This window comes from Halobellus marinus (assembly GCF_032113415.1).
GTDB lineage: Archaea > Halobacteriota > Halobacteria > Halobacteriales > Haloferacaceae > Haloquadratum > Haloquadratum marinus.
In genome coordinates, this window is sequence record NZ_CP134946.1 from 2,762,069 (window position 1) to 2,783,954 (window position 21,886).

Genomic DNA, 21,886 nt, shown 5'->3' on the forward strand with positions numbered 1-21,886 from the left:
TTAACTTAGTGAATCCTTCGCACACCCGTGACGACGCTCGTCCTCTGTGTGGATCGGTCGGGCGACATCGGCCGAGCCGCGGGGCTGGAGACGCCCATCGTCGGCTGGGAGGCCATCCAGTCGCTCGTGACGGACGTCGGACTGGCCGATCCCGAGGATTCGAGCGTCAACTGCATCCTTGAGTCGCTGCGGGTCGCCCGCGACCTCCGTGACGAACGCGAGGAGACAGTCCTGGCTGTCGTCTCCGGCGGGACCGACTCGCTGGTCGGGGCCGACCGGTCGCTGTCAGCCCAGGTGGACACCCTCGTCGAGGAGTACGAACCCGAGTCTGCCATTGTCGTGCTCGACTCCGCGAACGACGAGCGTGTCGTGCCAGTGATCGAAAGCCGGGTCCGCGTCGATTCCGTCGACCGGGTGGTCGTCCGACAGGCCCACGATATCGAATCGACGTACTACCTGCTGAAGCAGTTCCTGGCCGACGAGGAGCTCCGGACGACAGTGTTGGTACCGCTCGGCGCAACGCTGCTTTTGCTACCGATATTGCTGACGCAGTTTCCGCCCGCGGTGGCGCTTGCGGGGCTCGCGGCGCCGCTCGGTGCCGCGCTGCTGTACAAGGGGCTAGCGATAGACGAGTACCTCTCGGAGATGCCGGAACGCGTGCGTGCGGCGCTGTACTCCGGACGCGTGTCGGTCGTTACGTACGCAGTCAGCCTCGGACTGGGCCTGGTGGGCATCTTCCTGGGTGCGCTCTCGGTGAGTCCGGGCGCAGGCCCCGAGTCCGTCGTCGTCCGGACGATGCAGTTCACTTACAGCGCCGTCCCCTGGCTCGCGCTCGCTGCGTTGACCGCGAGCGCGGGACGACTCCTCGATGAACTCATCGGCGCCGAGGAGGTGAGCACACCGTATCTGAATCTCCCGTTCGGGGTCGTCGCGCTGGGGTTCGTGGTTCGTGGATTCGCCGGCTGGTTCCTCCAGCGTGAGGCCGTCCTCGCGGATCCACGGCTGTGGGGCTACGTGATTACGCCCCAACAGCGGCTTGCAGCATTCATCGTCGCGGGGATCGTCGTCAGCCTCGTCGGCGTCAGGGTGGCCGCGAGCGTGACCGGCGAATCGCTCGACGACGTCGTGCAGTGAGCACGCCGCGCGACGGAGGGCGGCGACGGCTCAGGAGGCCCGCGTCCGGTGTTCGCCGTGCTTGACGCCCAGAGCGACACAGATTACGCCGAAAACCAGCATCGCGGGAGTGACCATCATCAACACTGTGCCCGTGGCCATCACACCGGCACCGATCAGGACGGCGGTACCGGCGACGACCAACGCGAGCAGTATCGCGGCAGTCGTCGATAGGGTAAAGTCCATACAGATGTCCTTAGGGTCGGGGTCTCAAATCGGTTATCCCTGTCGCGCATTCGCAAAGCTCACCTGGGAGAGCCAGTCAATCCTCATACTGATTACTCTCGTCTCTTCCCGCCGAGCGCCGCCAACGGGGATGGCGCTCGGCGGTAAACAGTGAGAGTTATCAGTATCAGGCGATCGCTGGCCCCGACCCTCACCAGGGAGCGAAGCTCGGATCGAGCTGCCGTTCGGTCCGATCGATCGCGTCGATTGCTGCGATGTCCTCGTCATCGAGGTCTACATCCAGCGAGCGCCAGTTGTCGAGAATGTGCGCCTCCGTCGAGGCTTTGGGAATTGCGGTGACGCCTTTCTCGCGGAGCCACGCGAGCGACACCTGCGCCTCGCTCACGCCGTGTTTCTCAGCGATCTCCGATACTGTCGGAACCTCGAACACCTCGCCGCGTGCGAGCGGCGAGTACGCGACCAGTTCGACATCGCGGGCAGCACAGTGCTCACGGAGCCGCTCCTGCTGGAACAGGGGATGCATTTCGACCTGGTTCGCGAAGATCGGCGCCTCGGTCAGCTCGATCGCTTCGTCGACCTGCTCGGGGAGGAAGTTGCTGACGCCGACGTTTTCGATCTTGCCCGCATCGGAGAGTTCGTCGAACGCCCGAAGCGTCTCCGGGGGGTCGTATTCGCCCGACGGCCAGTGGACGTACAGCAGGTCCACGTAGTCGACGCCGAGTTTGTCGAGGCTCTCTTCTGTCGATGCGAGCACGTCTTCGTACGAGAGCTCGCTGATCCAGACTTTCGTCGCGAGGAAGACTTCCTCGCGGGGGACGTCCGCGGCGGCGATGCCGCGCCCCACGTGCTCTTCGTTCCCGTACGCCTGTGCGGTGTCGATGTGCCGGTAGCCCGCCTCCAGCGCCGTCTCGACGGTGTCGGCACACGTCGCTGGGTCGTCGTTCTGCCAGGTTCCGAGTCCGAGCATCGGCATCCCGTTCGCGAGCGGAGCGCGTCGCTCCTCGTCGTGACTCATACGAACGCACAGAATCGCGGTCCAGTTAGGTGTTCGGGCGGCGGCCCGACGCGTCATTCAGCGAGCCGCTGCTTCGCGAACCGCGCGAGTAAGGGGACGTCGTCGAGGTGGACGAGTTTCGAGAGGCTGCGGATGCTGCCGGTGTTGGCGTCGCTGAGCGTCTCGACGTCCATCGCGTTCAGGTCGTTCATCAGGCGGTCGTAGCGGTCGTTCGACGCGAGGTACAGCAACTGGGTCATCGTCAACCGCGTGCGCATATTCGGCGCGACGCGGGCGTGCCAGAGGTCGTCGTAGGTCGCCATCGCGTTCGCGGAGGTGTCCCGCTCCGATCCCATCAGACACCGGTCGGCCGTGATGGCGGCCGCGCGCGCGGATTCCATACACTTGTGGATGCCTTCTCCCCACAGCGGATCGATGGTCGGGACGGTATCACCGATTGCCATAAAGCTGTCCGTGCTGAGGCCGTCCGGCATCTGGATGTGTGCGCTCCCGCGGTGCTGTTGTTTGTCTGCGATCCGCTCGGCATCCGCAAAGCGGGGGTCGGTCTCCAGCCAGTGGGTGAGGTGGTCGTCGATGCTCTTCGACGTGTCGCCGTACTGCTGGTAACTTTTGTTCTGGATGTAACACAGGCCGACCTTCGCGGTGTCGCCGCCCGTGTGGAAGATCCACGAGTAGCCGCCGGGCGCGTACTCGTGGTCCAGACGCAGCATCATCGCGTCGGTCAGATCAGCGAACTCGGGATGGTCGACGTCGACGCCTTCCATCTCCCACTCGATGCCGACTGCCTGGTTCTCCCGTTCGAGGTTGCAGACGTCGAGTTTTTTGGCGAGCGGCGCCGCCGGCCCCGTGGCGTCGACGACGATATCGGCGTATACCTCCTCGTCGCCGGCGTACTGAACGCCGACCACCTCGTCGTCCTCGACGATGGGATTGTTTGCGCGCGCGCCGAAGCGGTACTCCGCGCCGTGCTCGCGTCCTTCCGCGACCAGCCACCGTTTGAAGTCCGCGAACTCCAGCACTGCGCCGGGCTGTTTCTGGACGAAGTGCTCGTGGGGCGACTCGAGGATGACCTCGTCGGTGTAGTTCATCACGACGTCGTCGGGAACCCCGAACGCGCCGGTCATCGCCGCGAACGTCCCCGCCGTGGACTTGTTCGACTGCCGCGGGAACCCGTCTTCGGGTTCGGCTTCTAACACGAGTACGTCGTACTCGCGCTGTGCGAGGTCCCGCGCGCACTGTGCTCCGGCCGGGCCTGCGCCGGCGATGACGACGTCGTAGTTCTCAGACATAGCGTATTTCCGTAGTGTGTATGGGCTGCGGACACCGGTGTGCCGGTGCAGTGGTCGCGCGAACGCCGCGCCGCGAGTGCTGTCCGGTCTGCTCGCGTCCTCGACCGGCCGTCGCGGCGTCCGAAGTCACTATTGTTACCTTGCATTGGCGCGCGGGTAAAAAACGCGCCGGAACATTCCTGATGCCCGCGAGAGGGCGGAATCCCGCTGTTGAAAGTTCGCGATTCCGTGACGTCGCTGGCGTCCCAGACGCTGGTGTCGGGAGCGGTTGCTATCGCAGCGTTCGCAAGTCTTCGCTCACACGATCGCACGCGGTCGTGCGATCGGATGGCAATCAGTTACGAACGCTACGATAACGCCCGTCTACGCCGACGAGGGATCGGGGTTCGTTGTTCCGGCGCCAAGTCGACGATGAAGTTCGGGCAGAACCGCCGTATCCAGCGAGAATCGCCCCGCGCCGGTCACCATCAGCGCCGACGAAAGCCCGAAGAGCGTGACGTGCGCCAAAACCGGGTCGTCCGGGAGACCGAAGAGCGTGGTCGTCAGGATGACGAACGCCGCCGCCGCGGCCCCGCGGGTGAGCGTGCCGGTGAGGAGGAAAACGCCGACTGCGGCCTCGACGAGGCCGGCACCGAACACCCACAGTTCCGGGGAGACGGGAACGACCGCCGTGAGGTCGTACTTCGCGACGACGGCGGCCGCCTGTGCCGGCTGGAGCCACTTCTGAACCACTCCGAGGTAGACGAAGTTGGCCCCGAGGAACGCCCTGATTGCGAGCGGCGCCGCCTCGGACGTGAGGCCGAGCGCCGAGAGGACATCTTCAGGCTTCGGGAGCCCCTGGAACCGACTGAGAAGGGTGCCTTCGGTGGCCACCATCCGGCGGAGCATCATATCTGCGCTGGGCTGGCCGGGGCCGACGAGGAAGATGCCGAGGAACCCGGCGATGTACTCACTCGCCAGGAGGAGGTCGGGGAACTGCCCCGCGAGCGCCCACAGATAGGTCAACAGCCCGACGATGGCGACCGCGCGCGTCGCGAGCCCGAAGAGCAACAGGAAGCCGATGCCGACCTGCAGCAGTCGTGCGTTCACGGCGACGCTCGGGGAGAACAGGTACCCCGCGAAACCCGCCCCCACGAGCGGCAGCCCGATCGAGAGCCGGAGCATCCAGGGGAGGTACGGACGGTAGGATGCGAGCGTGCGCCGCGCCACCTCGATGTCCCGAAGCGATCCGGAAAACCGGAGGTATCCGACCGCGGCAACCGTAACGAGGATGCCGCCGGAAGCCAGCAGCACGAGCGCAAGCGGGGATGAAAACACCGCCGCGAAGAGTTCGCCAGCGGATCCGGGGGCTGTCCCGTCGGTGACGTAATCGACGTGAGCGACAGCGGAACCAGTCGCCGCGTGCAGCAGTGCGACTACACCCACGACAGAAAGGAGGGCTCGTGATTTCACAACGACGCTACGGGTCCGACGGGGAAAAGGCGGGCGGCCAGACCCGGGCAGCTAGGGCGGGTTCCGGATGCCTGCGGCGGAAATACGGTCAGCGAGCGATCCGAGCGTCGCCGATCAGTAGAACTCCCGAACCAGATCCATCGCGCCCTCGGGCGCGCCGTCGTCGACCTGTGACATATCGGTGTCGAGGCCGCGTTTCTCGCTGTACGGGATCGACTTCTCCGACTGCCAGATGACGCCCTGGTACTCCTTGCTGGCGTCTAAGATCTTCTCCTTGGCGGCGTCGTAGTCGGTGCGGTCGTGGCCCTCCTCGGCGACGTCGACCAGATTCTCCCGGAAGTAGTCGTAGGTGTCGACGTCGTTGAACGTCACGCAGGGACTGAACACGTTCACGAAGCCGAACCCGTCGTGTTCGATCGCCTCCTGGACGATCTCGGCGTGCCGCTGGGCGTCCGTCGAGAAGGACTGCGCGATGAACGTCGCGCCCGAGGCGAGCGCGAGCGCGAGTGGGTTGACCGGCGGCTGTTGCGGCCCCTCGGGCGTTGTCGGCGTCTCGAAGTCCTTCCGTGACGTCGGGGACGCCTGCCCCTTCGTGAGGCCGTAGATGCGGTTGTCCATCACGACGTAGGACATATCGACGTTCCGTCGGACGGCGTGGACGAAGTGGCCCGCGCCGATCGAGTAACCGTCCCCGTCGCCGCCAGCGACCATCACTTCGAGGTTGGGATTGGCGAGTTTGACGCCCGTCCCGACCGGGAGCGCGCGGCCGTGAACGCCGTGCAGCGCGTACGAGCGCATATACGTCCCGATCTTGCCGGAACAGCCGATCCCGGCGACGATGAACGTGTTGTCGGGATCGTTGCCCGTGTTCGCCAGTGCTTTCATCATTCCGTTCATCGTCCCGAAGTCGCCGCAGCCGGGACACCACGTCGGTTGCTTGTCGGATTTGAAATCCGTGAATCGTACGTCTGAGCTCATTGGGTTGCCTCCTGGAGCGCCGCCTTGATTTCCCCTGCGAGTTCGTCGGCCTTGAACCGCACGCCGTCGTACTTGTTCACCCGGTCGACCCGCGAGAGCGTGTCGTGTTCGACGACGTCCGCGAACTGGCCGGTGGCGTTACACTCGACGACGACGACGTTCTCCGCCGCCTCGACCTCCTCGGTCAGGTCCGGTCGGGGGAACAGATACGGAACCGAGAGGAACCGCACGTCGACGCCCTCCGCTTCGAGGATGTCGATCGCCTCCGTCATCGCGCCCTCGTTGGATCCCCACGAGATCACGAGATTCTCCGAGTCGGGATCGCCGAACTCCCGCGACGAGAAGTCCTCTTCGGTCCGTGCGGTCTCGACCTTCCGGTTGCGCTTGTCGACCTGCTCGACGCGCATTTCCGTGTCTTCGGTCCGTCTGCCGAGTTCGTCGTGTTCGAGGCCCGTCGACATGTGCACGCCGCCGTCCGTGCCGGGGAATGCCCGTGGCGAGACGCCGTCGTCGGTGATCGCGTGTGGCTTGAACTGCTCTTTCTCGTTTTGCCACTCCGCGACGGTCTCCTCGTCGACGACCTTCCCGCGGTCGATTTCGACCTCGTCCATATCGAACGTCTCCGGCGAGAACGTCTGTTCGGTCACCGCAAGCGAGAGGTCCGCAGCGATGTAGACCGGCGTCTGGTACTTCTCGGCGAGGTTGAACGCCTCGACGGTCTTCCAGAAGCACTCCGAGATAGTAGTCGGGCCGAGGACGAACCGCGGAATCTCACCGTGGCCGCCGTACAGCATCATATTCAGGTCGCCCTGCTCCTGTTTCGTCGGCATCCCCGTGGAGGGACCCGAGCGCATCACGTCGACGATGACGAGCGGCGTCTCGCTCGTGGCCACGAGGCCGAACGTCTCGGACATCAGATCGATCCCGGGCCCGGACGTCGCTGTCATCGATCGGGCACCCGCGCGTGCGGCGCCGAGGGCGATGTTGATCGCGGACAGTTCGTCCTCGGCCTGCACGACGTGACCGCCGAACTGTTCGATCCGCCCCATCAGGTACTCCATCACGTCCGTCGCCGGCGTGATCGGGTACCCCGCGTAGAACTTACAGCCCGCGGCGATCGCCCCCATCCCGATCGCCTCGTCACCGTTCAGGAGGACGTAGTCGGCGTCGGTCGTCTCGAGTTCGTAATCGAGGTCGTGGTCGTACTCCTCGGCGACGTAGTCCTGTCCGCTGCGGGCGGCTTCCTGGTTGTTTTCGACGAGTGCGCGGCCCTTCGACCCGAAGCGCTTCTCCAGGGCGCTGTCGAGGTTCTCGATTGGGAAGTCCGCGACCTCGCAGGCGGCCCCGAGCGCGACGACGTTGCGCATAATCGCCCCACCGGCCTCCTCGGCCAGTCGTTTGAGCGGGACGTCGAGGCCGATCATCCCCTCGGGGATCTCGACGTTCGCCATCGTGGTCCGCTCGCCGTCGTAGATGATGACGGATCCCTCGTGGAGTTCGTCGAGGTTCTCCTCGATCGTCCGCGGGGTCAAGGCGATGAGCACGTCGAGTCTGTCGACGACGCTCTGGACCGGGTCCACCGCGGTCCGTACCTTGTACGCCGTGTAGCCGCCACGGATCCGGGACGCGAAGTCCTTCGACGTGAACACGTGTCGCCCGGCCCGGGAGAGTGCCTGGGCGAAGATTTTTCCCGTCGAGTCGATGCCATCGCCGGCTTCCCCGCCGATGGCCCAGTTGAAGTCCGCAGGCATGTGAACTAGCTCTTCCGCGGGATTGAAGAAAAGCCTTCTGAAAGCCCTTCAAAAAACGGCCGCCAAACCCCTGACTTAATTTTACAAATAATTAGTTTGAACCGCATATAACGAGGTATAAATCTATATATTAAAATTTTATTCTCTTTTTTGAGATGAATGTTTATCCATAAGTTCAGGCAGTGCGAAGTGTTGACAAACGATGTCGAAACCCCCAAAATGAGAGGGAGGTCGGCCCCGGGAATCCCGGTCGCCCGCGTGTCTTCGCGGCGGGGGTTCGCCGACGAAGGTAAAGACCCTTCTCTTCGGGTGCCGAACGCGTCGGTATGAACGCGACAGTCGCCGTCACTGAGGTCGACGATGTCGGACCCGAGACGGTCGCGCTACAGTTGGAATCGCCCGACGGCTTCGATGCCGTCCCCGGCCAGTTTTTGAAGCTCTCGGCGACCATCGACGGTGAGGAGTACGGTCGGTTCTACACGCTGTCCTCGCCGGACGTCGTGGAGACGTTCGAGATCACCGTGGGGGTCGATCCCGACGAATCCGGGCCGTTCAGCCGGTTTCTCCTGGATCTGGAACCGGGTGATGCGATCGAGATCTCCGGCCCGTTCGGACAGACGTTCTACGACGGCGAGTCGCGCGTCGTGGTACTCGCCGGCGGTCCCGGCATCGGCCCGGCTGTCGGCATCGCTGAAGCCGCCGTCGCCGACGGCAATGAGGCCGCGATCGTCTACCGGACGGATGCGCCGGCACACGGCGAACGCCTCGATGCCCTCCGCGAGGCCGGCGCGTCGGTGTTCGTGGCCGAAACGGACTTTTCGGACGCTGTCGCCGACGCCGTCATCGGCTCGACGGACGAACAGGTGTTCGTCTACGGGTTCGCGGACTTCGTCGACGACGCGCTGACCGCGCTCGGATCCACTGACGCCGATCCCGAGGCGGCCAAGGTCGAAAACTTCGGGTGAGACCGCAGGAGCCCGGAACTGGATCGACGTCTCATACAGAGCGCTCCCTCACGCTTCGATCTCTTCGACGGCCGGCCAGACGCGCCAGACGGCGATCGCGAGGCTGCCGAGCCACCACACGAGCAGGCCCACCAAATTCAAAAGCGAGTGTCCGGCAGCGACGTCTGCGCCGCCGACCACCCCGACCGCAGTCGAGAGCACCAGTCCGCGAAAGGCGCTGTTGGGACTGAGCGCCAGGAGGACGGCGAGGCCGTCTTCGGGAACCACGCCGCCGGCGAGACCGGCGACGAGCGCGGTATCGATCCCGAGGACGAGTGCCACTGCGAGCGCGATCGCAAAGGCGAGTGCCGTCCGGACAGTCCTCGTCGCAGCCGAGATCGCGACCGTCGCCGCGAGCACGACGAGCGTAAAGAACCCGGAGAGCACGACGAACCGGACGTATCTGATGCCCGAATCTGCCGCCTCGTTGATCGCAAGGAACGTCGGGATGTCGGCCGTGAGAAAGGGCACGAGCAGGCCGACGCCCAGGAGCGTGACGACGACGAGCGAGACGAGTGCCAGCGCCCGTCCGAGATAGACACCGCCAACGTAGGCGACTCTGGTCACGTCGAACGTCCGGAGCACGTCCAGTTCGCCGGTCCCTCTGTCGCCGAGGATCGACCGGTAGCCGAACGCGATCGCCAGAAGCGGGACTAAAACCTCGACGAACGTCAGTAGATCGAGCGTCAGCGGGACGAACCCGCCCCCACCGCCGGTGCCGGCCCACGCGACGCCGAAGACGCTCACTGCGAAGGCCGCCGAGATGGCCAGGAGCGCGGGCGTCCGAGCGATTGTCCGGAGTTCACGCGTTGCGACCGTCAGGAGGTCCTGCCGCACGTTTACGAGCGAGCCATAATCCATTCTGCCATCCGACTCGCCGGCGGATTCGTCCTCCCGATCGGCGTCAGGCTCCGGTGTCGAATCGGTATCAGATCCGTCGCTGGGCTCTCGGTTCGCCGAATCGTCTTCCGTCACCGGTTCCTCTTCCGTCGTCGCGTCCTCTTCGGTCGCTGCTTCCTTACTCATCGTCCCGTTTACCTCCAGTCTCGGTCTCGTTCGCCCGCCGACCGACCCCCGCTCTGACCGTAGTTTCGCCGGCGCGGGTCCCGACGATCTGCAGGAACGCCTCCGACAGCGTCTCCGTCCCCGTCTCTTCGAGGAGCGCCGTCGGGGAACCGCTCGCAAGGAAATCGCCTTCGTCGAGGAGGAAAACGGTATCGGCGTGTGCCTCGACAGCGGGCAGTTCGTGCGATGCGACGACGATTGCCGTCCCGTCGGCCGCGAGGTTTCCGACGATGCCGAACAGCCGTTCGACCATCGCCGGATCGAGCCCGCTGCCGGGCTCGTCCAGGATCAACACCGCTGGGTCGCCGAGCACAGCCTGCCCCAGTCCGAGCAGCCGGGTCATTCCGCCGGAGAGCGAGCCTACGGCACGATCGGCCACGCCCGCGAGTCCGACGAGATCCAGCGTCTCCGCGACGTCCTCGTTGTCAACGCCGTCGAGCAACTGCGCGTAGAAGCCCAGGGTGTCCCGGGCGGTGAATCCCTCCCGGAACGCCGGCCGCTGGGGGAGGAATCCGAGGCTGCGGGCGCCGCCCGCGTCGGCTGGCACAGTCACCGTCCCATCGTCGGGCGGGCTGATGCCCGCCAGGATCCGGAGCAGCGTCGATTTCCCGGAGCCGTTCGGACCGACGATGGCGGCGACCTCGCCGCGGTCGACCGACAGCGAAACGTCGGACAGCACCTCGACGTCGCCGAACGACTGGTCGATCCCGGTCGCTCGCAACGGCGCTGGCTCCTCACTCACGATGCGACACCTCCGGTCGCGTTCACGTTGCGACACCTCCAGTCGTCGTGTTCCGTTGTTCTCCAGTCACGTTCCCAACGACTTCAGGTTGGTACGGTCTCGTTCGCGCGGCGGTGTCGACGATGCCCGACTGCCGGAGACCGGATACGGCCTGCTGCACCCGGCGGAGCGTCGCGACGGCGGGCGACTCTGCGAGCGACGTCGCCCCCGGGACTGTATTCAGTCGCGAGTCGACCGTTCCCGAGGGACGGTAGGGGCGGTCGTAGACGCCGTCGTCGTCGCCGTCGGTGATCGGTAGCGTCCCCCAGTGGTTGCCGACGCCGCGGTGCGTCCACGTCCGGAGCGGCCCGATGTTCGATTCGACTGCGCGGTCGTTGCCGACGAAGTCGTTCCGGAGGACGCGGTTCGACGGGAGAATCTCGTTCGCCCGAGCGCCGATCTCGTTGTCGACGACGACGTTCGCGGCGAAGACGTTCCGATCGCCGGCCACCTGTAGGCCGTATTTGTTGTCGACCACGACGTTGTGTGCGTAATAGGAATCTCCGCCCGCGGGCACGACGCCGAACGTGCTCCGGCGGACGTCGTTGCCGACGACGAGGTTCCGCGTCGGCCGCGTCATCACGATGACTCCCGCCTGCGAATTCCGGACCGTGTTGTTCGCAACCAGCGACGCGGACGTGTACATCTCGTGGACGCCGTACCGGCCGGGATCGGCGTCGTTATCACGTATCACGCTTCCGTCGGCGCGGTGCGTGTAGACGCCGTCACGACCGTCGATGAACGTCGACTCCTGCACGAGACTGGGCGCCCCGATGAGCACGACACCCATAAACCCCTCGCGGGCGGTTTCGGCCCCCCGGACGGTCAGATTCGTCAGCGCCGATCCGGGGCTCTCGCGGACGATCACGCCGCTTGCAGGCGTGTCGATCGCGACGCCGGCGACGGAGGCGTTCGCCGCCCCGTCGAGGACCACGCCCGCGTCGCCGTACCCGTACGCCAACTGCACGGTAGTATCCCAGTCAGTCGTATCGTTCCGGCGGTCGCTGCCGCGACTACCCACCTCGCCGACCCCGGTGATCCGGAGGTCCGTGAGCGCCGCGCCGTCGGCGCGGACGTGGACGACGCTGCCGTTACCGTCGCCGCGGACCGTCGTGTCGTTCCCGGCACCGGCGAGTGTCACCGAACGGTTGACAACGACACCGTCCACCTCGTACGTTCCCGGTGGGACGTAGACGGTGGTGTTCGGCGGTGCGGCAGCGATGGCATCGGCGATCGTCGCGGCGGTCGCGATCCCGTCTCGCCCGTTGCGGTCGCTCACGCGGTCCGCCGGCACGGCCGATCTGTCACCGACGACCACGCTCACGGGTCGGTCCCTGCGCTCTCGGGCGGCCGCGGCGGTTCGATCCCCCCAGGCCTGCAGCCGCTCGATCGACGCCTCGAAGCGGGCGAGGCGATCCGGCAAGGGGTCCCCGACGGTCGCCTGCAGCGTCTCCCAGTCGACGACCTCGCCGCCGTGCGCCGCGGCGAAGGCTTCCGCGTCATCCCGCTCGGAGAACGGGAGTGCGACCGACCCCGACGGGATCGCGGCGTCGCTCCCGACCACGAAAGCGGCCGTCTCCGCGGGCGTCCAGCCGACGGATCGGCCGCGCTCGGGAACCACGTAGCCCTCCTCGGTGAGCGTCGGGGAGATATCCGAGAAATCGGAGACGTACACCGTCAGCGGATCACCGAACTGTCGTCGCGCGTTGCCGTCGCTCAGTTCGATCGCGGCCGTCTCGACGCCGACGTAGCCCACGACGTACCGGTAGCCGGAGAAGAACACCTGCGCCCGCGGGAGGACGAAGCCCTCGGCCTCGGCGCGGCGCGTGTCGACACCGGTGCCGCCCATCGTCACGGTGTCATCGAAATCGACCGGGCGCAGTGAGTCCCCGCCGGCAGGCGTCAACGCGAAGGAGACGCTGGCGAGGACGAGAACACCCGTGACGGCCACGGTGAGCCAGCCCGTGGCGCTCGGCGAGAGGATCGCCATCACGTTCCGAGTCCGGCGATGATCTCCGGCGTGACACCGTCGTGCGTCGTGAGCGACCCGCCCCACTCCGACTGGAACGCCTCGGCGTCGCTCCGCTCGGTGAACCCGAGCAGATCACGGCCCATCGTGCCTTTCACCTCGGAGTTGACGACGTACGTCACCTCGCTTGCAGGAGCAAACGACGACGCCTCGTAATGTCTGGTGATCAGCGTGTCGCCGCCGTCCTCGAAGGTCTCGTAGTCGACCGACGAGTAGTCAGTGACGTAGAAAGCGACGTCCTCCCAGCCTGCATCGTCTTTCTCGAACTCGTACTGGTAGGCCTCCCAGACGCTGTCGAAGCGGGCAGGGTTCTCGTGACCGCTCGGCTGTTGGTCCCGGTAGAAGATCTCGGTCGTCGGTCCGGGATGCTGGCGGATCACCATCCCGCAGACCTCACAGGTCGCCCCCTCCGGGACCGTGATCGGTTCGGGAGCGTCGGCATCGTCGCCACCGCCGAGACACCCGGCTGTGGAAGCACTGGCGACGCCCGCACTGGCAAGGAGGAAGCGACGGCGACTGAGCGACATCGGCTGCGCTGCCCTGTCCGGCTGCCGAATCCGCACGCGTGACATACGAGAAACTACGCGATAGCCGGGAAAAACACCCCCGGAGATTCCTACACAGTGAAAGTCACCACGAGCCGACCGCTGAGGTGGTATACCGGTTCGACTGGGCCGCTCCCCGACGGTGAATCTCCGGCGCAGGGATTTATGAACTGGCCTTCGAATTATGAGGATGAATATGGCAGACGACGAGGCTGACGGAGAACTCGAAGCACGGCTTGTCGAACAGGAAACCTTCGAGCCACCCGCGGAGTTCGTCGAACAGGCGAACGTCTCCGACGAGTCGATCTACGAGGAATTCGAGGACAACTGGCCGCGCTCGTGGACTCGCGCGGCGGATCTCCTCGATTGGGAGACCGAGTACAGCCAGGTCCTCGACGACTCCGAAGAACCGTTTTACGAGTGGTTCGCCGACGGCACCCTCAACGCCGCCTACAACTGCGTCGACCGCCACGTCGAGAACGGCGACAAGAACCGAGTCGCCATCAAGTGGGAGGGCGAACACGGCGAGACGCGAACCTACACGTATCAGGACCTCTACCGCGAGGTCAACGAGTTCGCCGCCTCGCTGCGGGACCTCGGCGTCCAAGAGGACGACGTCGTCACCCTGTATATGCCGATGGTGCCGGAACTCCCCATCGCGATGCTGGCCTGCGCCCGGATCGGCGCGCCGCACTCGGTCGTCTTCGCCGGCTTCTCCGCGAACGCCCTCGCGACGCGGATGAACTCCGCCGACTCACGATACCTCATCACCTGCGACGGCTACTACCGCCGCGGCGACCCGCTCGATCACCTCGACAAGGCCAACGAGGGTCTGTCGAACGTCGATCACGGCGTCGACGCGACGGTGGTCGTCGACCGCCTCGGCGACGACGGCTTCGGCCACGACCTGAAGGGCAACCAGCACGACTGGGACGAGCTACTGGCCGACCACCAGGGCGAACGCGTCGACCCGGTCGAACGTGACGCGGAGGACATGCTCTTTTTGATGTACACCTCGGGAACCACCGGGGAGCCGAAGGGCGTCAAACACACGACCGGCGGCTACCTCGCGTACACGGCGTGGACATCCCACGCAGTGCTCGATTTAGAGCCCGAAGACACCTACTGGTGTTCGGCCGACATCGGGTGGATCACGGGTCACTCGTACATCGTCTACGGGCCGCTCGCGCTCGGGACAACGACGGTGATGTACGAGGGAACGCCGGACTACCCCGACCGCGACCGCCTGTGGGAACTCGTCGAGAAGTACGCTGTCGACGTGTTCTATACGGCACCCACGGCGATCCGGGCGTTTATGAAGTGGGGCACGGAGTACCCCGAACGGCACGACCTCTCCAGTCTCCGACTGCTCGGCACGGTCGGCGAGCCGATCAACCCGCGCGCGTGGAAGTGGTACTACAAACACATCGGCAACGAGGAGTGCCCGGTCGTGGACACATGGTGGCAGACGGAAACCGGCGGGATGATGGTCACGACGCTGCCGGGCGTGGGCACGATGAAACCCGGCTCCGCCGGCCCACCGCTGCCGGGGATCGACGCTCGCGTCGTCGACACCGCCGGTGAGGAGGTCGACGCGGGCCGCGCGGGCTACCTTACCGTGAACAGGCCCTGGCCCGGGATGTTGCGGACGCTCTACAAGAACGACGAGCGGTTCATCGACGAGTACTGGAACGAGTACTCGGATGCGGAGGCCGACGAGTGGGTGTACTTCCCGGAGGACGGCGCGAAGATCGACGACGAGGGCTACATCACGATTCTCGGCCGGGTCGACGACGTGCTCAACGTCTCGGGGCATCGGCTCGGGACGATGGAGATCGAGTCGGCCATCGTCGGCGTCGAGGGCGTCGCCGAGGCCGCGGTCGTCGGCGGCGACCACGAGGTGACGGGCGAGGCGGTCTACGCGTACGTGATCCTGGAAGACGGCTACGAGGGGAGCGAGGAGATGCGCGAGCAGATCGTCGCGGGGGTCGAAGAGGACATCGGGCCGATCGCTCGCCCCGAGGAAGTGATCTTCACGCCGGAACTGCCGAAGACGCGCTCGGGGAAGATCATGCGGCGACTGCTCGAGGAGATCGCAAACGGCGAGGAACTCGGCGACACCACGACGCTCCGGAACCCGGACGTCGTCTCAGACATCCAGTCGAAAGTCGAGCAGTAGCGCGACGAAAGAACGGCGGTTCGGGCGAATAGCCGGCGAGGACCGGTCCGTTCCTTAGAGATACGCCGCGTCCCAGCGGACGGGCTTGCGGCGGTTCCCGCAGTCGTTGCACTCCAGCCGTTCCATCGTATCGATCGCGACGTTCAGACTCTCCTCGCGGCCGCACAGCCAGCCGTACCGCTCCGTTCGCGCTTCGTCGAGATACACCGCGAAGAAGGGCGCGTCGGAGCCGCGAGCCGACTCATCGTAGGCGACGTAGACGGTCCGACCGTCGTCCGTCTCCCGCGCCGCGAGGCCGGTCGGTTCGGCCTCCGTGTCGTCGAGAAACACCGTGTACACGCGTTCGGTGAACGACTCGCCGTGAATCTCGACGGTGCGCTCCCCGAACTCGCTGAAGCCCTGCTCCTCGTAGAAGGAGATACCCTCCTCGTTTTCGGTGAGAACTCGCCCCTCGACGCGGTCGACGTCTTCGGCCACGAGCGCCTGTTTCAGCCGTGCCAGCAGTTGGGAGGCGATCCCCTCGCCGCGGTAGTCCGGGAGGACGTGAAGCCAATCGAGGTACCCGACGGTCTCGCGCCCGTCGGACACTTCACTCTGTGCGAACCCGACGACGGTGCCCTCGTCGACGGCGACGACGAAGACCTCGCTATCGTCGTCGAGCGATTCCGTCAGTCGGTCGGTGCTGTACCACTCTTCGACGGCGGCGGTGATCGTTGCTTCGTCGATCGCGTGTCCGTACGAAGCGCTCAACGATTCGGTTGCGACGCGACGAACGCCGTCGACGTCTTCCCTCGTTGCATCACGGACGTCCATACCCCCAATTCGTGACTCTGGTACTTGACGTTCGGGGTGTATATGTGCGTATCATTGACAATGTGATACGTCATTTCGGGAGTTAGTAGCGGAAATATAAGTGCGCGGGAGTCTCTCGTTTGGGTATGGACAGACGTGAGGACGGCACCGGCGACGCTGCGGCGTCTGCGGGCGCCGAACGGGTCAAATTCTCGGTGACTGTCGAGGACGGCGAGACGGTCATCACGATGGACGGCGACCGCGACACCGCCGTGATCGTCCGCTCGGTGACGGGCGAACGGATCTACCTTCCGCCGGAGGATTTCGAGCGAGAGGCGGGCGGGAGAGACGACAGTTCGTATCAGCCGGCACACGACGAGAGCCCGTATCGCGGGTCGAGCGATACTCCCGTTCGGGGGGCAGAAAGCGCCAGTCCGTACCGCGGCGTCGAAAGCGACAGCCCGTACCGGGGCATCGAAAGCGACAGTCCCTACCAGGCCGCACGGGAGAGTCTCCCCAGCGAGGGGATGATTTCGACGGCCGATGGCTACCGGATCCGCCACCCCGAGCCGGTGACGGACGTTCGCGTCCTGCGGTGATGGCCTACAGGACGCGCTCGTAGAACGCGAGCGTCTCCTCGACGACCTCGTCCCACGTGATCGGGTCGTATTCCGGCATCCCTTCGAGATTCAGCCCGCGGCTGATCCCGGCGGCGAGCGATTCGGAGTCGGGTTCGACCTCGACGACGCAGTCCTCGGGCAGGACCTCGTTGACGCCGCTCTCGGTGGCGACCACCCGAGTTCCGGCCGAAAGCGCCTCCGTGATGGTGATCCCGAACGGTTCTGCCAGCGAGGGCGAAACGAACAGATCAGCCGAGGCGTAGTAGTCGCCGAGTTCCTCCTCGGGGACGTAGCCGACCCACTCGATTCGATCCTCGATACCCAACAGTTCCGCGAAGCGTTTCAGTTGGTCCGTGAGGTGGCCGGAGCCGCCGACCACGAGCGTGACGTCGTCGCGCCGGAGTTTCTCCATCGCGTATACCAAGTGACTGATCCCCTTCTGGTCGGTGTGCCGACCGACGAAAAACAGCATCTTGCCGTCGATTCCGAGTTCGGCCTTGAAGTCCCGGCCCGTCGTCTCACACTCCGAGAAGCCGTTGTAGATGACCTCACACTCCGCGCCGTACTGCTCGTAAACGTCCTTTGCGGTGAGTTCGCTGACGGCGATCCGGTGGTCGGCGCGCTCGGCGAGGCGCCGTTCGGTCTCGATCTCCCGTTGCGGGGGGTCGAGGTTCCGATCCGTCGACAGCGAGTGGAACGTCGTCACCCACTCGACGTCCGCGTTGGCCTTCGCCCGGGAACCGGGGCCGTAGCCGAACCAGTCGTGGGTGTGGACGATGTCCGCCTCGGCCGCGCGTTCGGCGAAGGTCGAACTCATCCGTCCGACCCTCGTGATGATGTCGCCGTCTCCGGTCGGGACGCCGATGACCCCCGACCGATCCTCGGGTGCGTACTCCGCGGGGAGAACGAGTTCGACGTCGACGCCGCGGTCCGAGAGCCCGTCGAACAGTTCCCCGACGTGCGTGTCCAGGCCGCCGCTCACGTTCGGCGGAAACCCCCACCCGAGCATCAGGACGTTCGGCGCCATTCTGCGAGAGTCTATCACGTTCGCCCACATAAGTCCTGTCCGTGGAGCTTCGCGACCGTTTGGGGCCCGCAGGCGCGTCCCAGACAGGCGGATCGAAACCCGCACAGGCGGACCGAAACCCGCTTGTCCCGGCCGCCCCACGAGAAGCGTATGCAGGTCGTCGTCAACGCCGCGACGAGCGTCGACGGGAAACTCTCGACGCGTCGCCGCGAACAGGTGCGGATCAGCGGCCCGGAGGATTTCGCCCGCGTCGACCGATTGCGCGCCGACAGCGACGCCGTACTGGTCGGGATCGGGACGGTACTCGCCGACGACCCTCACCTCACGCTCGACGACGAGGACCTCCGCACCGAGCGGACCGCGCGGAACGAGGCCCCCTCGCCTGCCCGGATCGTCGTCGATTCCTCGGGACGAACGCCGCTTGACGCCCGTATTCTCGACGATGCGGCGACGACGTACGTGCTCGTGTCCGCGGCCGCACCGTCTGAGCGCCGGGACGCACTGGCCGACGCGGGTGTCGAGGTCGTCGTCGCCGGGGAGGAACAGGTGTCGCTGCCGGCGGCGTTCGAGGAATTGGCCGATCGTGGCGTCGAAAGGCTGCTGGTCGAGGGCGGCGGCGAGATCATCTTTTCGCTGTTCTCGGCGGGGCTCGTCGACGAACTGTCTCTGTACGTCGGGTCGATGGTCATCGGCGGCCGCGATTCGCCGACGCTCGCGGACGGCCCGGGGTTCGTCGGGACGTTTCCCGACCTATCGCTCCGGGACGTCACCCGGATCGACGATGGGGTACTCCTGCAATACGACGTGGACGGGCGCGGAACGGCATAAACCGAGCCGGGCGCTCGAACGATCGGAGAGCACGCCGGCGACGCCGCCCGCCCCCAACTTTCGGTCGTGCGATGCGGCGCCCAACCCACGAAATAGGTAAAGGGCTCCCCGTCCAATCAGGTGATATGAGTACACCAGAAGCGACCGGCGCCCCGATCCACATCGAGAGTCAGGAACACTTCGACGACCTCGTCGCCGAACACGACGTCGTTCTCGTCGACTATCACGCGGATTGGTGCGGTCCGTGTAAGATGCTCGAACCGACTGTCGAGGCGATCGCCGAGGAGACCGACGCAGTCGTCCTGAAAGTCGACATCGACGAACACCAGTCACTCGCCCAGAAGGCAGGTGTCCGCTCGGTCCCGACACTCGAGTTCTACAAAAACGGGGAGCAGGCGGAACGCGTGATCGGCGTCCAGGACAAAGACGACCTCATCGACATCATCGAGTCGCTGTCGGCGTAACGAGGCCGAACGGCGGCGCCGTCAGTTCCCGCCAGTTTCGCTCAGCGCCGCGTACTCGACGTTGTGGCCGGTCGAGGATTGGTGCTCGGAGAGCCGTTCCTCGGCTTCGCGCTCGCCGTGGGAGAGAAACTCCGTCTCGCAGTCGTGACAGACGACGTGGTAGAGTACTTCTTCGTGTTCAGCATCACCGTCGATCGCGTGTGCCATACCGCGCGTTCGGCGTACCCCTGTATAGTTAATTGCGGATTAGATCCCGAGAACTGAGTGAAAGCAACGGTTAATCACCCGGTATTGGGAAGAGAAGCGAGTGATCCGGTGAAGTAGTCCCATACCGGTGTCACCGGTTTCGGAATCGGTATGATAACACAAAACACGATCGCGAACAGAACGGCTCCGATCACAGAGGCCGACAGCGCGGCTGGCAACTGCAGTTGGTGTGTTTCTCATACTGACCGTTGTCGTCTCTTACCAGTGTTCGGCGGTACCGGGGACGACGAGCGCCGGTGAAAGGTTCAACAGTCAGTATCAGACGACAGGATCGTTTGCACGTGTTCGATCGGACGAACGCACGACAGCGGGCGGTCGAACAGCAGCCAGTCGCAAACTCTCGGTCGCGACCCAGCGGCGAGGCCTTTTTACCTCAGAGCGTGAAGGAAGTGGTATGATATCACTCGAAGACGCGGTGACGGCACGGCTCGAATCGCACGGCGAGCGGTTCGAGGTACTCGTCGATCCCGACGCCGCCCTCGCGATCAAGCGCGACGAGTTCGAGGGCGAGTTAGAGGACGTCATCGCCGCCGAGGACGTGTTCGAGGACGCCTCCCGTGGCGACAGACCGGCCGAATCCGCACTGGAGACCGTCTTCGGGACGACGGATCCGCTGGAGATCATCCCGGAGGTCATCAAGCAGGGCGAGATCCAGATCACCGCCGAACAGCGCCGGGAGATGCAGGAACAAAAGCGGAAAAACCTCATCAACCGCATCGCGCGCAACGCGGTGAACCCCCAGATGGACAACGCGCCGCACCCACCGGAACGAATCGAGCGCGCCTTAGAGGAGGCTGGCTTCCGTGTCGACCCGATGGAGCCCGTCGAGTCGCAGGTCGACGACGCGCTGGACGCGTTGCGGCCGGTGATCCCGATCCGCTTCGACGAGGTGACCGTAGCGGTGCAGGTCCCGGCTAATTATGCCGGGAAGACGCAGAATCAGGTCCGACAGTACGGCGATCTCGAACGGGAAGAGTGGCAGCCGGACGGCTCGTGGGTCGGCGTCGTGACCTTCCCTGCGGGGATGCAAAACGACTTCTACGATATGGTCAACGAGATGACCTCCGGGGAGGCCGAAACGCGGATCCTCAAGGACAAAGACGAACTCAGTACCCGATAACGGCGTCGAAGCCCGGCTTATCCTTTCTTGAACCCGGCCAGGAAGCCGCCGGTGAACCCCGCGGAGACCGAAAGCGTCGAGAGGATCGTCGAGATCCAGTCCGGTGGCGCCCCGGTGGCGGCGTTCTCTGTCGTCTTCACGAGCCCCGAGGTGAGCCGCTCCCAGTCGACGGTGAGGATGCCACGGGATTCGAGGAACTTGAAGAGCGCAAGTTCGAGGCCGACGATCACCGCGATGACCTTCGCGAGTTTCTTCGCCGCGAAGCCGATGATGCCGCCGATGACCGCGCCGCTCCCGAACTCTAAGCCGAGTTGCGTCGGGTCGACCGACAGCTGCAGCGATTCGAACATACGGAATCGTCTCCGGCCGGAGTATAAGTGGTTTGTGGGACCGCCAGGTCAGGCCGCCCCGGAGAAGTGAGGGCTCGAATCCGAGGCGATCAGTCGTCAGCGGGAGCCGCGCCGGAGGAGGCGCCGCCCGTCGCGACGGAGACCGCCGATTCGTTGGCCGCGACCCACCGCAGCAGGAGGAACGAGAAGACGTACTTCGCGAGGACGTCGAGTGCGGAGTATCCCCACGACGTCAGGCCGACCGACTGGACGATGGCCAGTCCCTCGACGCCCACAGCCCAGATGATCGGGTAGCCGAGCCACAGCACTACCGTCAGGATCCGGAGCGTCGCAAAGATGTCGTCGGTCCCTGCCTCGGCCGCAGCCTTCGGCCACGTGGTCAAGAGAGCGTACAGCACCACGAGGAAGAAGGCACAACTGACGAAGTAGTAGAACCAGCGGAACAAAAGGGACGAAGTCGTCAGCGCGGCGGCCAGACCAGTCACACACATTCCGATGTCCGCGGCGATGACCGTGAACAGGCTTCCCGTATCGACGTCGGCCAGCAACCCGAGCGCGAGCAGGATCATCGGTGTCGACAGCGCCCACGTGAGATAGCGCCCCCACTGGCTCATCACTTCCTGACCGGCGAGTGGGTGTCCCGCCGGCATCTGGATGAATCCGACAGTCAGCCCGGAAGCGAGGCCGAGATAACTAGATATCGACACGAGCGGGATCATCAGCGTCGCGCCCCAGATGAGGCGTGCTCGCTGATCCGTCACGTTCCGTCCCATATACACGAAAAGCAGGATCGCGAGGCCGGCAAGCGCGATGTTCACCCACAGCGACGAGTTTAGGAGGACGTTGTTTTGAATCTGTGAGAGCGCCTCGCTCTGTGTCTGTAGCAGTACGCCTTGTGTGCCGATCGACCCTTGTAGTGCCATACAATCTATTGATTCGTCTTTGCAGTAATAAAAAATACGGCCGATCCG

General features: G+C 65.1%; 22 protein-coding genes. 7 read left to right on the forward strand and 15 right to left on the reverse strand.

The features are described 5' to 3' along the window. The first annotated feature begins 27 nt into the window (after positions 1–27). The gene (locus RJT37_RS13650; protein ID WP_313685288.1) at positions 28–1,134 is read left to right on the forward strand and encodes a DUF373 family protein; all 1,107 of its coding nucleotides are present in this window, start codon (positions 28–30) and stop codon (positions 1,132–1,134) included. 30 nt (positions 1,135–1,164) lie between these two features. Here RJT37_RS13650 and RJT37_RS13655 read toward each other — a convergent pair whose 3' ends face one another. From RJT37_RS13655 to RJT37_RS13680, 6 genes are all read right to left on the reverse strand, one after another. Beyond that, positions 1,165–1,359, reverse strand: a complete 195-nt coding sequence (locus RJT37_RS13655) for a DUF7333 family protein (protein ID WP_311174045.1) — start codon at positions 1,357–1,359, stop codon at positions 1,165–1,167. Between the two features lie 190 nt (positions 1,360–1,549). Next, the gene (locus RJT37_RS13660) at positions 1,550–2,332 is read right to left on the reverse strand and encodes an aldo/keto reductase (RefSeq protein WP_313689975.1); all 783 of its coding nucleotides are present in this window, start codon (positions 2,330–2,332) and stop codon (positions 1,550–1,552) included. A gap of 95 nt (positions 2,333–2,427) precedes the next feature. Continuing rightward, entirely contained in the window at positions 2,428–3,663 is a 1,236-nt protein-coding gene (locus RJT37_RS13665) for a digeranylgeranylglycerophospholipid reductase (protein ID WP_313685291.1), read from the reverse strand. A 363-nt stretch (positions 3,664–4,026) separates the two neighbouring features. After that, complete coding sequence (locus tag RJT37_RS13670; protein WP_313685293.1) at positions 4,027–5,115, reverse strand: DoxX family protein; 1,089 nt, start codon at positions 5,113–5,115, stop codon at positions 4,027–4,029. A gap of 114 nt (positions 5,116–5,229) precedes the next feature. Next, positions 5,230–6,093, reverse strand: a complete 864-nt coding sequence (locus RJT37_RS13675) for a 2-oxoacid:ferredoxin oxidoreductase subunit beta (RefSeq protein ID WP_311174042.1) — start codon at positions 6,091–6,093, stop codon at positions 5,230–5,232. Then, positions 6,090–7,844: a 2-oxoacid:acceptor oxidoreductase subunit alpha gene (locus RJT37_RS13680; protein WP_313685304.1), complete on the reverse strand. Its 1,755-nt coding sequence runs from the start codon at positions 7,842–7,844 to the stop codon at positions 6,090–6,092. Before RJT37_RS13680 ends, RJT37_RS13675 begins: the two co-directional genes overlap by 4 nt. A 326-nt stretch (positions 7,845–8,170) precedes the next feature. Between RJT37_RS13680 and RJT37_RS13685 the strand changes: the two genes are divergently transcribed. Then, positions 8,171–8,809 (forward strand): FAD-dependent oxidoreductase, encoded by a 639-nt coding sequence (locus RJT37_RS13685; protein WP_313685306.1) that lies wholly within the window; start codon positions 8,171–8,173, stop codon positions 8,807–8,809. 48 nt (positions 8,810–8,857) lie between these two features. Here the strand turns inward: RJT37_RS13685 and RJT37_RS13690 are convergent, their stop codons facing one another. From RJT37_RS13690 to RJT37_RS13705, 4 genes are all read right to left on the reverse strand, one after another. Then, positions 8,858–9,709: an ABC transporter permease gene (locus tag RJT37_RS13690; protein WP_313689978.1), complete on the reverse strand. Its 852-nt coding sequence runs from the start codon at positions 9,707–9,709 to the stop codon at positions 8,858–8,860. 157 nt (positions 9,710–9,866) lie between these two features. Beyond that, positions 9,867–10,655, reverse strand: coding sequence for an ABC transporter ATP-binding protein (locus tag RJT37_RS13695; protein ID WP_313685308.1), 789 nt, complete (start codon positions 10,653–10,655; stop codon positions 9,867–9,869). A gap of 22 nt (positions 10,656–10,677) precedes the next feature. Then, a complete protein-coding gene (locus RJT37_RS13700) occupies positions 10,678–12,684 on the reverse strand; it encodes a NosD domain-containing protein (protein ID WP_313685310.1) in 2,007 nt (668 codons plus the stop codon). After that, positions 12,684–13,295 (reverse strand): nitrous oxide reductase accessory protein NosL, encoded by a 612-nt coding sequence (locus RJT37_RS13705; RefSeq protein WP_313685312.1) that lies wholly within the window; start codon positions 13,293–13,295, stop codon positions 12,684–12,686. Before RJT37_RS13705 ends, RJT37_RS13700 begins: the two co-directional genes overlap by 1 nt. Positions 13,296–13,464: 169 nt before the next feature. Here RJT37_RS13705 and acs point away from each other — a divergent pair, with 169 nt between their 5' ends. Beyond that, positions 13,465–15,447 carry an acetate--CoA ligase gene (gene acs, locus RJT37_RS13710; RefSeq protein WP_313685314.1) on the forward strand — a complete coding sequence of 661 codons (1,983 nt, stop codon included), beginning with the start codon at positions 13,465–13,467 and terminating at the stop codon, positions 15,445–15,447. 54 nt (positions 15,448–15,501) lie between these two features. On the opposite strand, the gene RJT37_RS13715 is transcribed toward acs, so the two are convergent. Next, a complete protein-coding gene (locus RJT37_RS13715) occupies positions 15,502–16,260 on the reverse strand; it encodes a GNAT family N-acetyltransferase (protein ID WP_313685316.1) in 759 nt (252 codons plus the stop codon). A gap of 125 nt (positions 16,261–16,385) precedes the next feature. Between RJT37_RS13715 and RJT37_RS13720 the strand changes: the two genes are divergently transcribed. Further along, on the forward strand, positions 16,386–16,838 hold the full coding sequence (locus RJT37_RS13720) for a DUF7510 family protein (RefSeq protein ID WP_313685318.1): 453 nt from the start codon (positions 16,386–16,388) through the stop codon (positions 16,836–16,838). Between the two features lie 4 nt (positions 16,839–16,842). Here the strand turns inward: RJT37_RS13720 and RJT37_RS13725 are convergent, their stop codons facing one another. Continuing rightward, positions 16,843–17,868, reverse strand: a complete 1,026-nt coding sequence (locus tag RJT37_RS13725) for a glycosyltransferase family 4 protein (RefSeq protein ID WP_313689981.1) — start codon at positions 17,866–17,868, stop codon at positions 16,843–16,845. 168 nt (positions 17,869–18,036) lie between these two features. On the opposite strand from RJT37_RS13725, the gene RJT37_RS13730 reads away from it, so the two are divergent. Beyond that, a complete protein-coding gene (locus RJT37_RS13730; RefSeq protein WP_313685320.1) occupies positions 18,037–18,714 on the forward strand; it encodes a 2,5-diamino-6-(ribosylamino)-4(3H)-pyrimidinone 5'-phosphate reductase in 678 nt (225 codons plus the stop codon). A gap of 125 nt (positions 18,715–18,839) precedes the next feature. After that, the gene (gene trxA / locus RJT37_RS13735) at positions 18,840–19,178 is read left to right on the forward strand and encodes a thioredoxin (protein WP_313685322.1); all 339 of its coding nucleotides are present in this window, start codon (positions 18,840–18,842) and stop codon (positions 19,176–19,178) included. 21 nt (positions 19,179–19,199) lie between these two features. On the opposite strand, the gene RJT37_RS13740 is transcribed toward trxA, so the two are convergent. Further along, positions 19,200–19,385 (reverse strand): hypothetical protein, encoded by a 186-nt coding sequence (locus RJT37_RS13740; protein WP_313685323.1) that lies wholly within the window; start codon positions 19,383–19,385, stop codon positions 19,200–19,202. 454 nt (positions 19,386–19,839) lie between these two features. On the opposite strand from RJT37_RS13740, the gene RJT37_RS13745 reads away from it, so the two are divergent. Continuing rightward, positions 19,840–20,565, forward strand: a complete 726-nt coding sequence (locus RJT37_RS13745) for a ribosome assembly factor SBDS (RefSeq protein ID WP_313685325.1) — start codon at positions 19,840–19,842, stop codon at positions 20,563–20,565. Between the two features lie 17 nt (positions 20,566–20,582). Here the strand turns inward: RJT37_RS13745 and RJT37_RS13750 are convergent, their stop codons facing one another. Both RJT37_RS13750 and RJT37_RS13755 read right to left on the reverse strand, forming a co-directional pair. After that, a complete protein-coding gene (locus RJT37_RS13750; protein ID WP_313685326.1) occupies positions 20,583–20,915 on the reverse strand; it encodes an FUN14 domain-containing protein in 333 nt (110 codons plus the stop codon). Positions 20,916–21,004: 89 nt separating this feature from the next. Then, positions 21,005–21,838 (reverse strand): bacteriorhodopsin, encoded by an 834-nt coding sequence (locus tag RJT37_RS13755; RefSeq protein ID WP_313685328.1) that lies wholly within the window; start codon positions 21,836–21,838, stop codon positions 21,005–21,007. Positions 21,839–21,886: the final 48 nt, after the last annotated feature.

Excerpts from the sequence above, each read along its gene's own strand:
- RJT37_RS13755 (WP_313685328.1), bottom strand. The coding sequence starts at position 21,838 with ATGGCACTACAAGGGTCGATCGGCACACAAGGCGTACTGCTACAGACA.
- RJT37_RS13745 (WP_313685325.1), top strand. The coding sequence starts at position 19,840 with ATGATATCACTCGAAGACGCGGTGACGGCACGGCTCGAATCGCACGGC.
- RJT37_RS13690 (WP_313689978.1), bottom strand. The coding sequence starts at position 9,709 with ATGGATTATGGCTCGCTCGTAAACGTGCGGCAGGACCTCCTGACGGTC.
- RJT37_RS13705 (WP_313685312.1), bottom strand. The coding sequence starts at position 13,295 with ATGTCACGCGTGCGGATTCGGCAGCCGGACAGGGCAGCGCAGCCGATG.
- RJT37_RS13730 (WP_313685320.1), top strand. The coding sequence starts at position 18,037 with ATGCAGGTCGTCGTCAACGCCGCGACGAGCGTCGACGGGAAACTCTCG.
- RJT37_RS13665 (WP_313685291.1), bottom strand. The coding sequence starts at position 3,663 with ATGTCTGAGAACTACGACGTCGTCATCGCCGGCGCAGGCCCGGCCGGA.
- RJT37_RS13740 (WP_313685323.1), bottom strand. The coding sequence starts at position 19,385 with ATGGCACACGCGATCGACGGTGATGCTGAACACGAAGAAGTACTCTAC.
- RJT37_RS13725 (WP_313689981.1), bottom strand. The coding sequence starts at position 17,868 with ATGCTCGGGTGGGGGTTTCCGCCGAACGTGAGCGGCGGCCTGGACACG.
- acs (WP_313685314.1), top strand. The coding sequence starts at position 13,465 with ATGGCAGACGACGAGGCTGACGGAGAACTCGAAGCACGGCTTGTCGAA.
- RJT37_RS13700 (WP_313685310.1), bottom strand. The coding sequence starts at position 12,684 with ATGGCGATCCTCTCGCCGAGCGCCACGGGCTGGCTCACCGTGGCCGTC.
- RJT37_RS13680 (WP_313685304.1), bottom strand. The coding sequence starts at position 7,844 with ATGCCTGCGGACTTCAACTGGGCCATCGGCGGGGAAGCCGGCGATGGC.
- RJT37_RS13675 (WP_311174042.1), bottom strand. The coding sequence starts at position 6,093 with ATGAGCTCAGACGTACGATTCACGGATTTCAAATCCGACAAGCAACCG.
- RJT37_RS13750 (WP_313685326.1), bottom strand. The coding sequence starts at position 20,915 with ATGTTCGAATCGCTGCAGCTGTCGGTCGACCCGACGCAACTCGGCTTA.
- trxA (WP_313685322.1), top strand. The coding sequence starts at position 18,840 with ATGAGTACACCAGAAGCGACCGGCGCCCCGATCCACATCGAGAGTCAG.
- RJT37_RS13720 (WP_313685318.1), top strand. The coding sequence starts at position 16,386 with ATGGACAGACGTGAGGACGGCACCGGCGACGCTGCGGCGTCTGCGGGC.
- RJT37_RS13685 (WP_313685306.1), top strand. The coding sequence starts at position 8,171 with ATGAACGCGACAGTCGCCGTCACTGAGGTCGACGATGTCGGACCCGAG.
- RJT37_RS13660 (WP_313689975.1), bottom strand. The coding sequence starts at position 2,332 with ATGCCGATGCTCGGACTCGGAACCTGGCAGAACGACGACCCAGCGACG.
- RJT37_RS13655 (WP_311174045.1), bottom strand. The coding sequence starts at position 1,359 with ATGGACTTTACCCTATCGACGACTGCCGCGATACTGCTCGCGTTGGTC.
- RJT37_RS13715 (WP_313685316.1), bottom strand. The coding sequence starts at position 16,260 with ATGGACGTCCGTGATGCAACGAGGGAAGACGTCGACGGCGTTCGTCGC.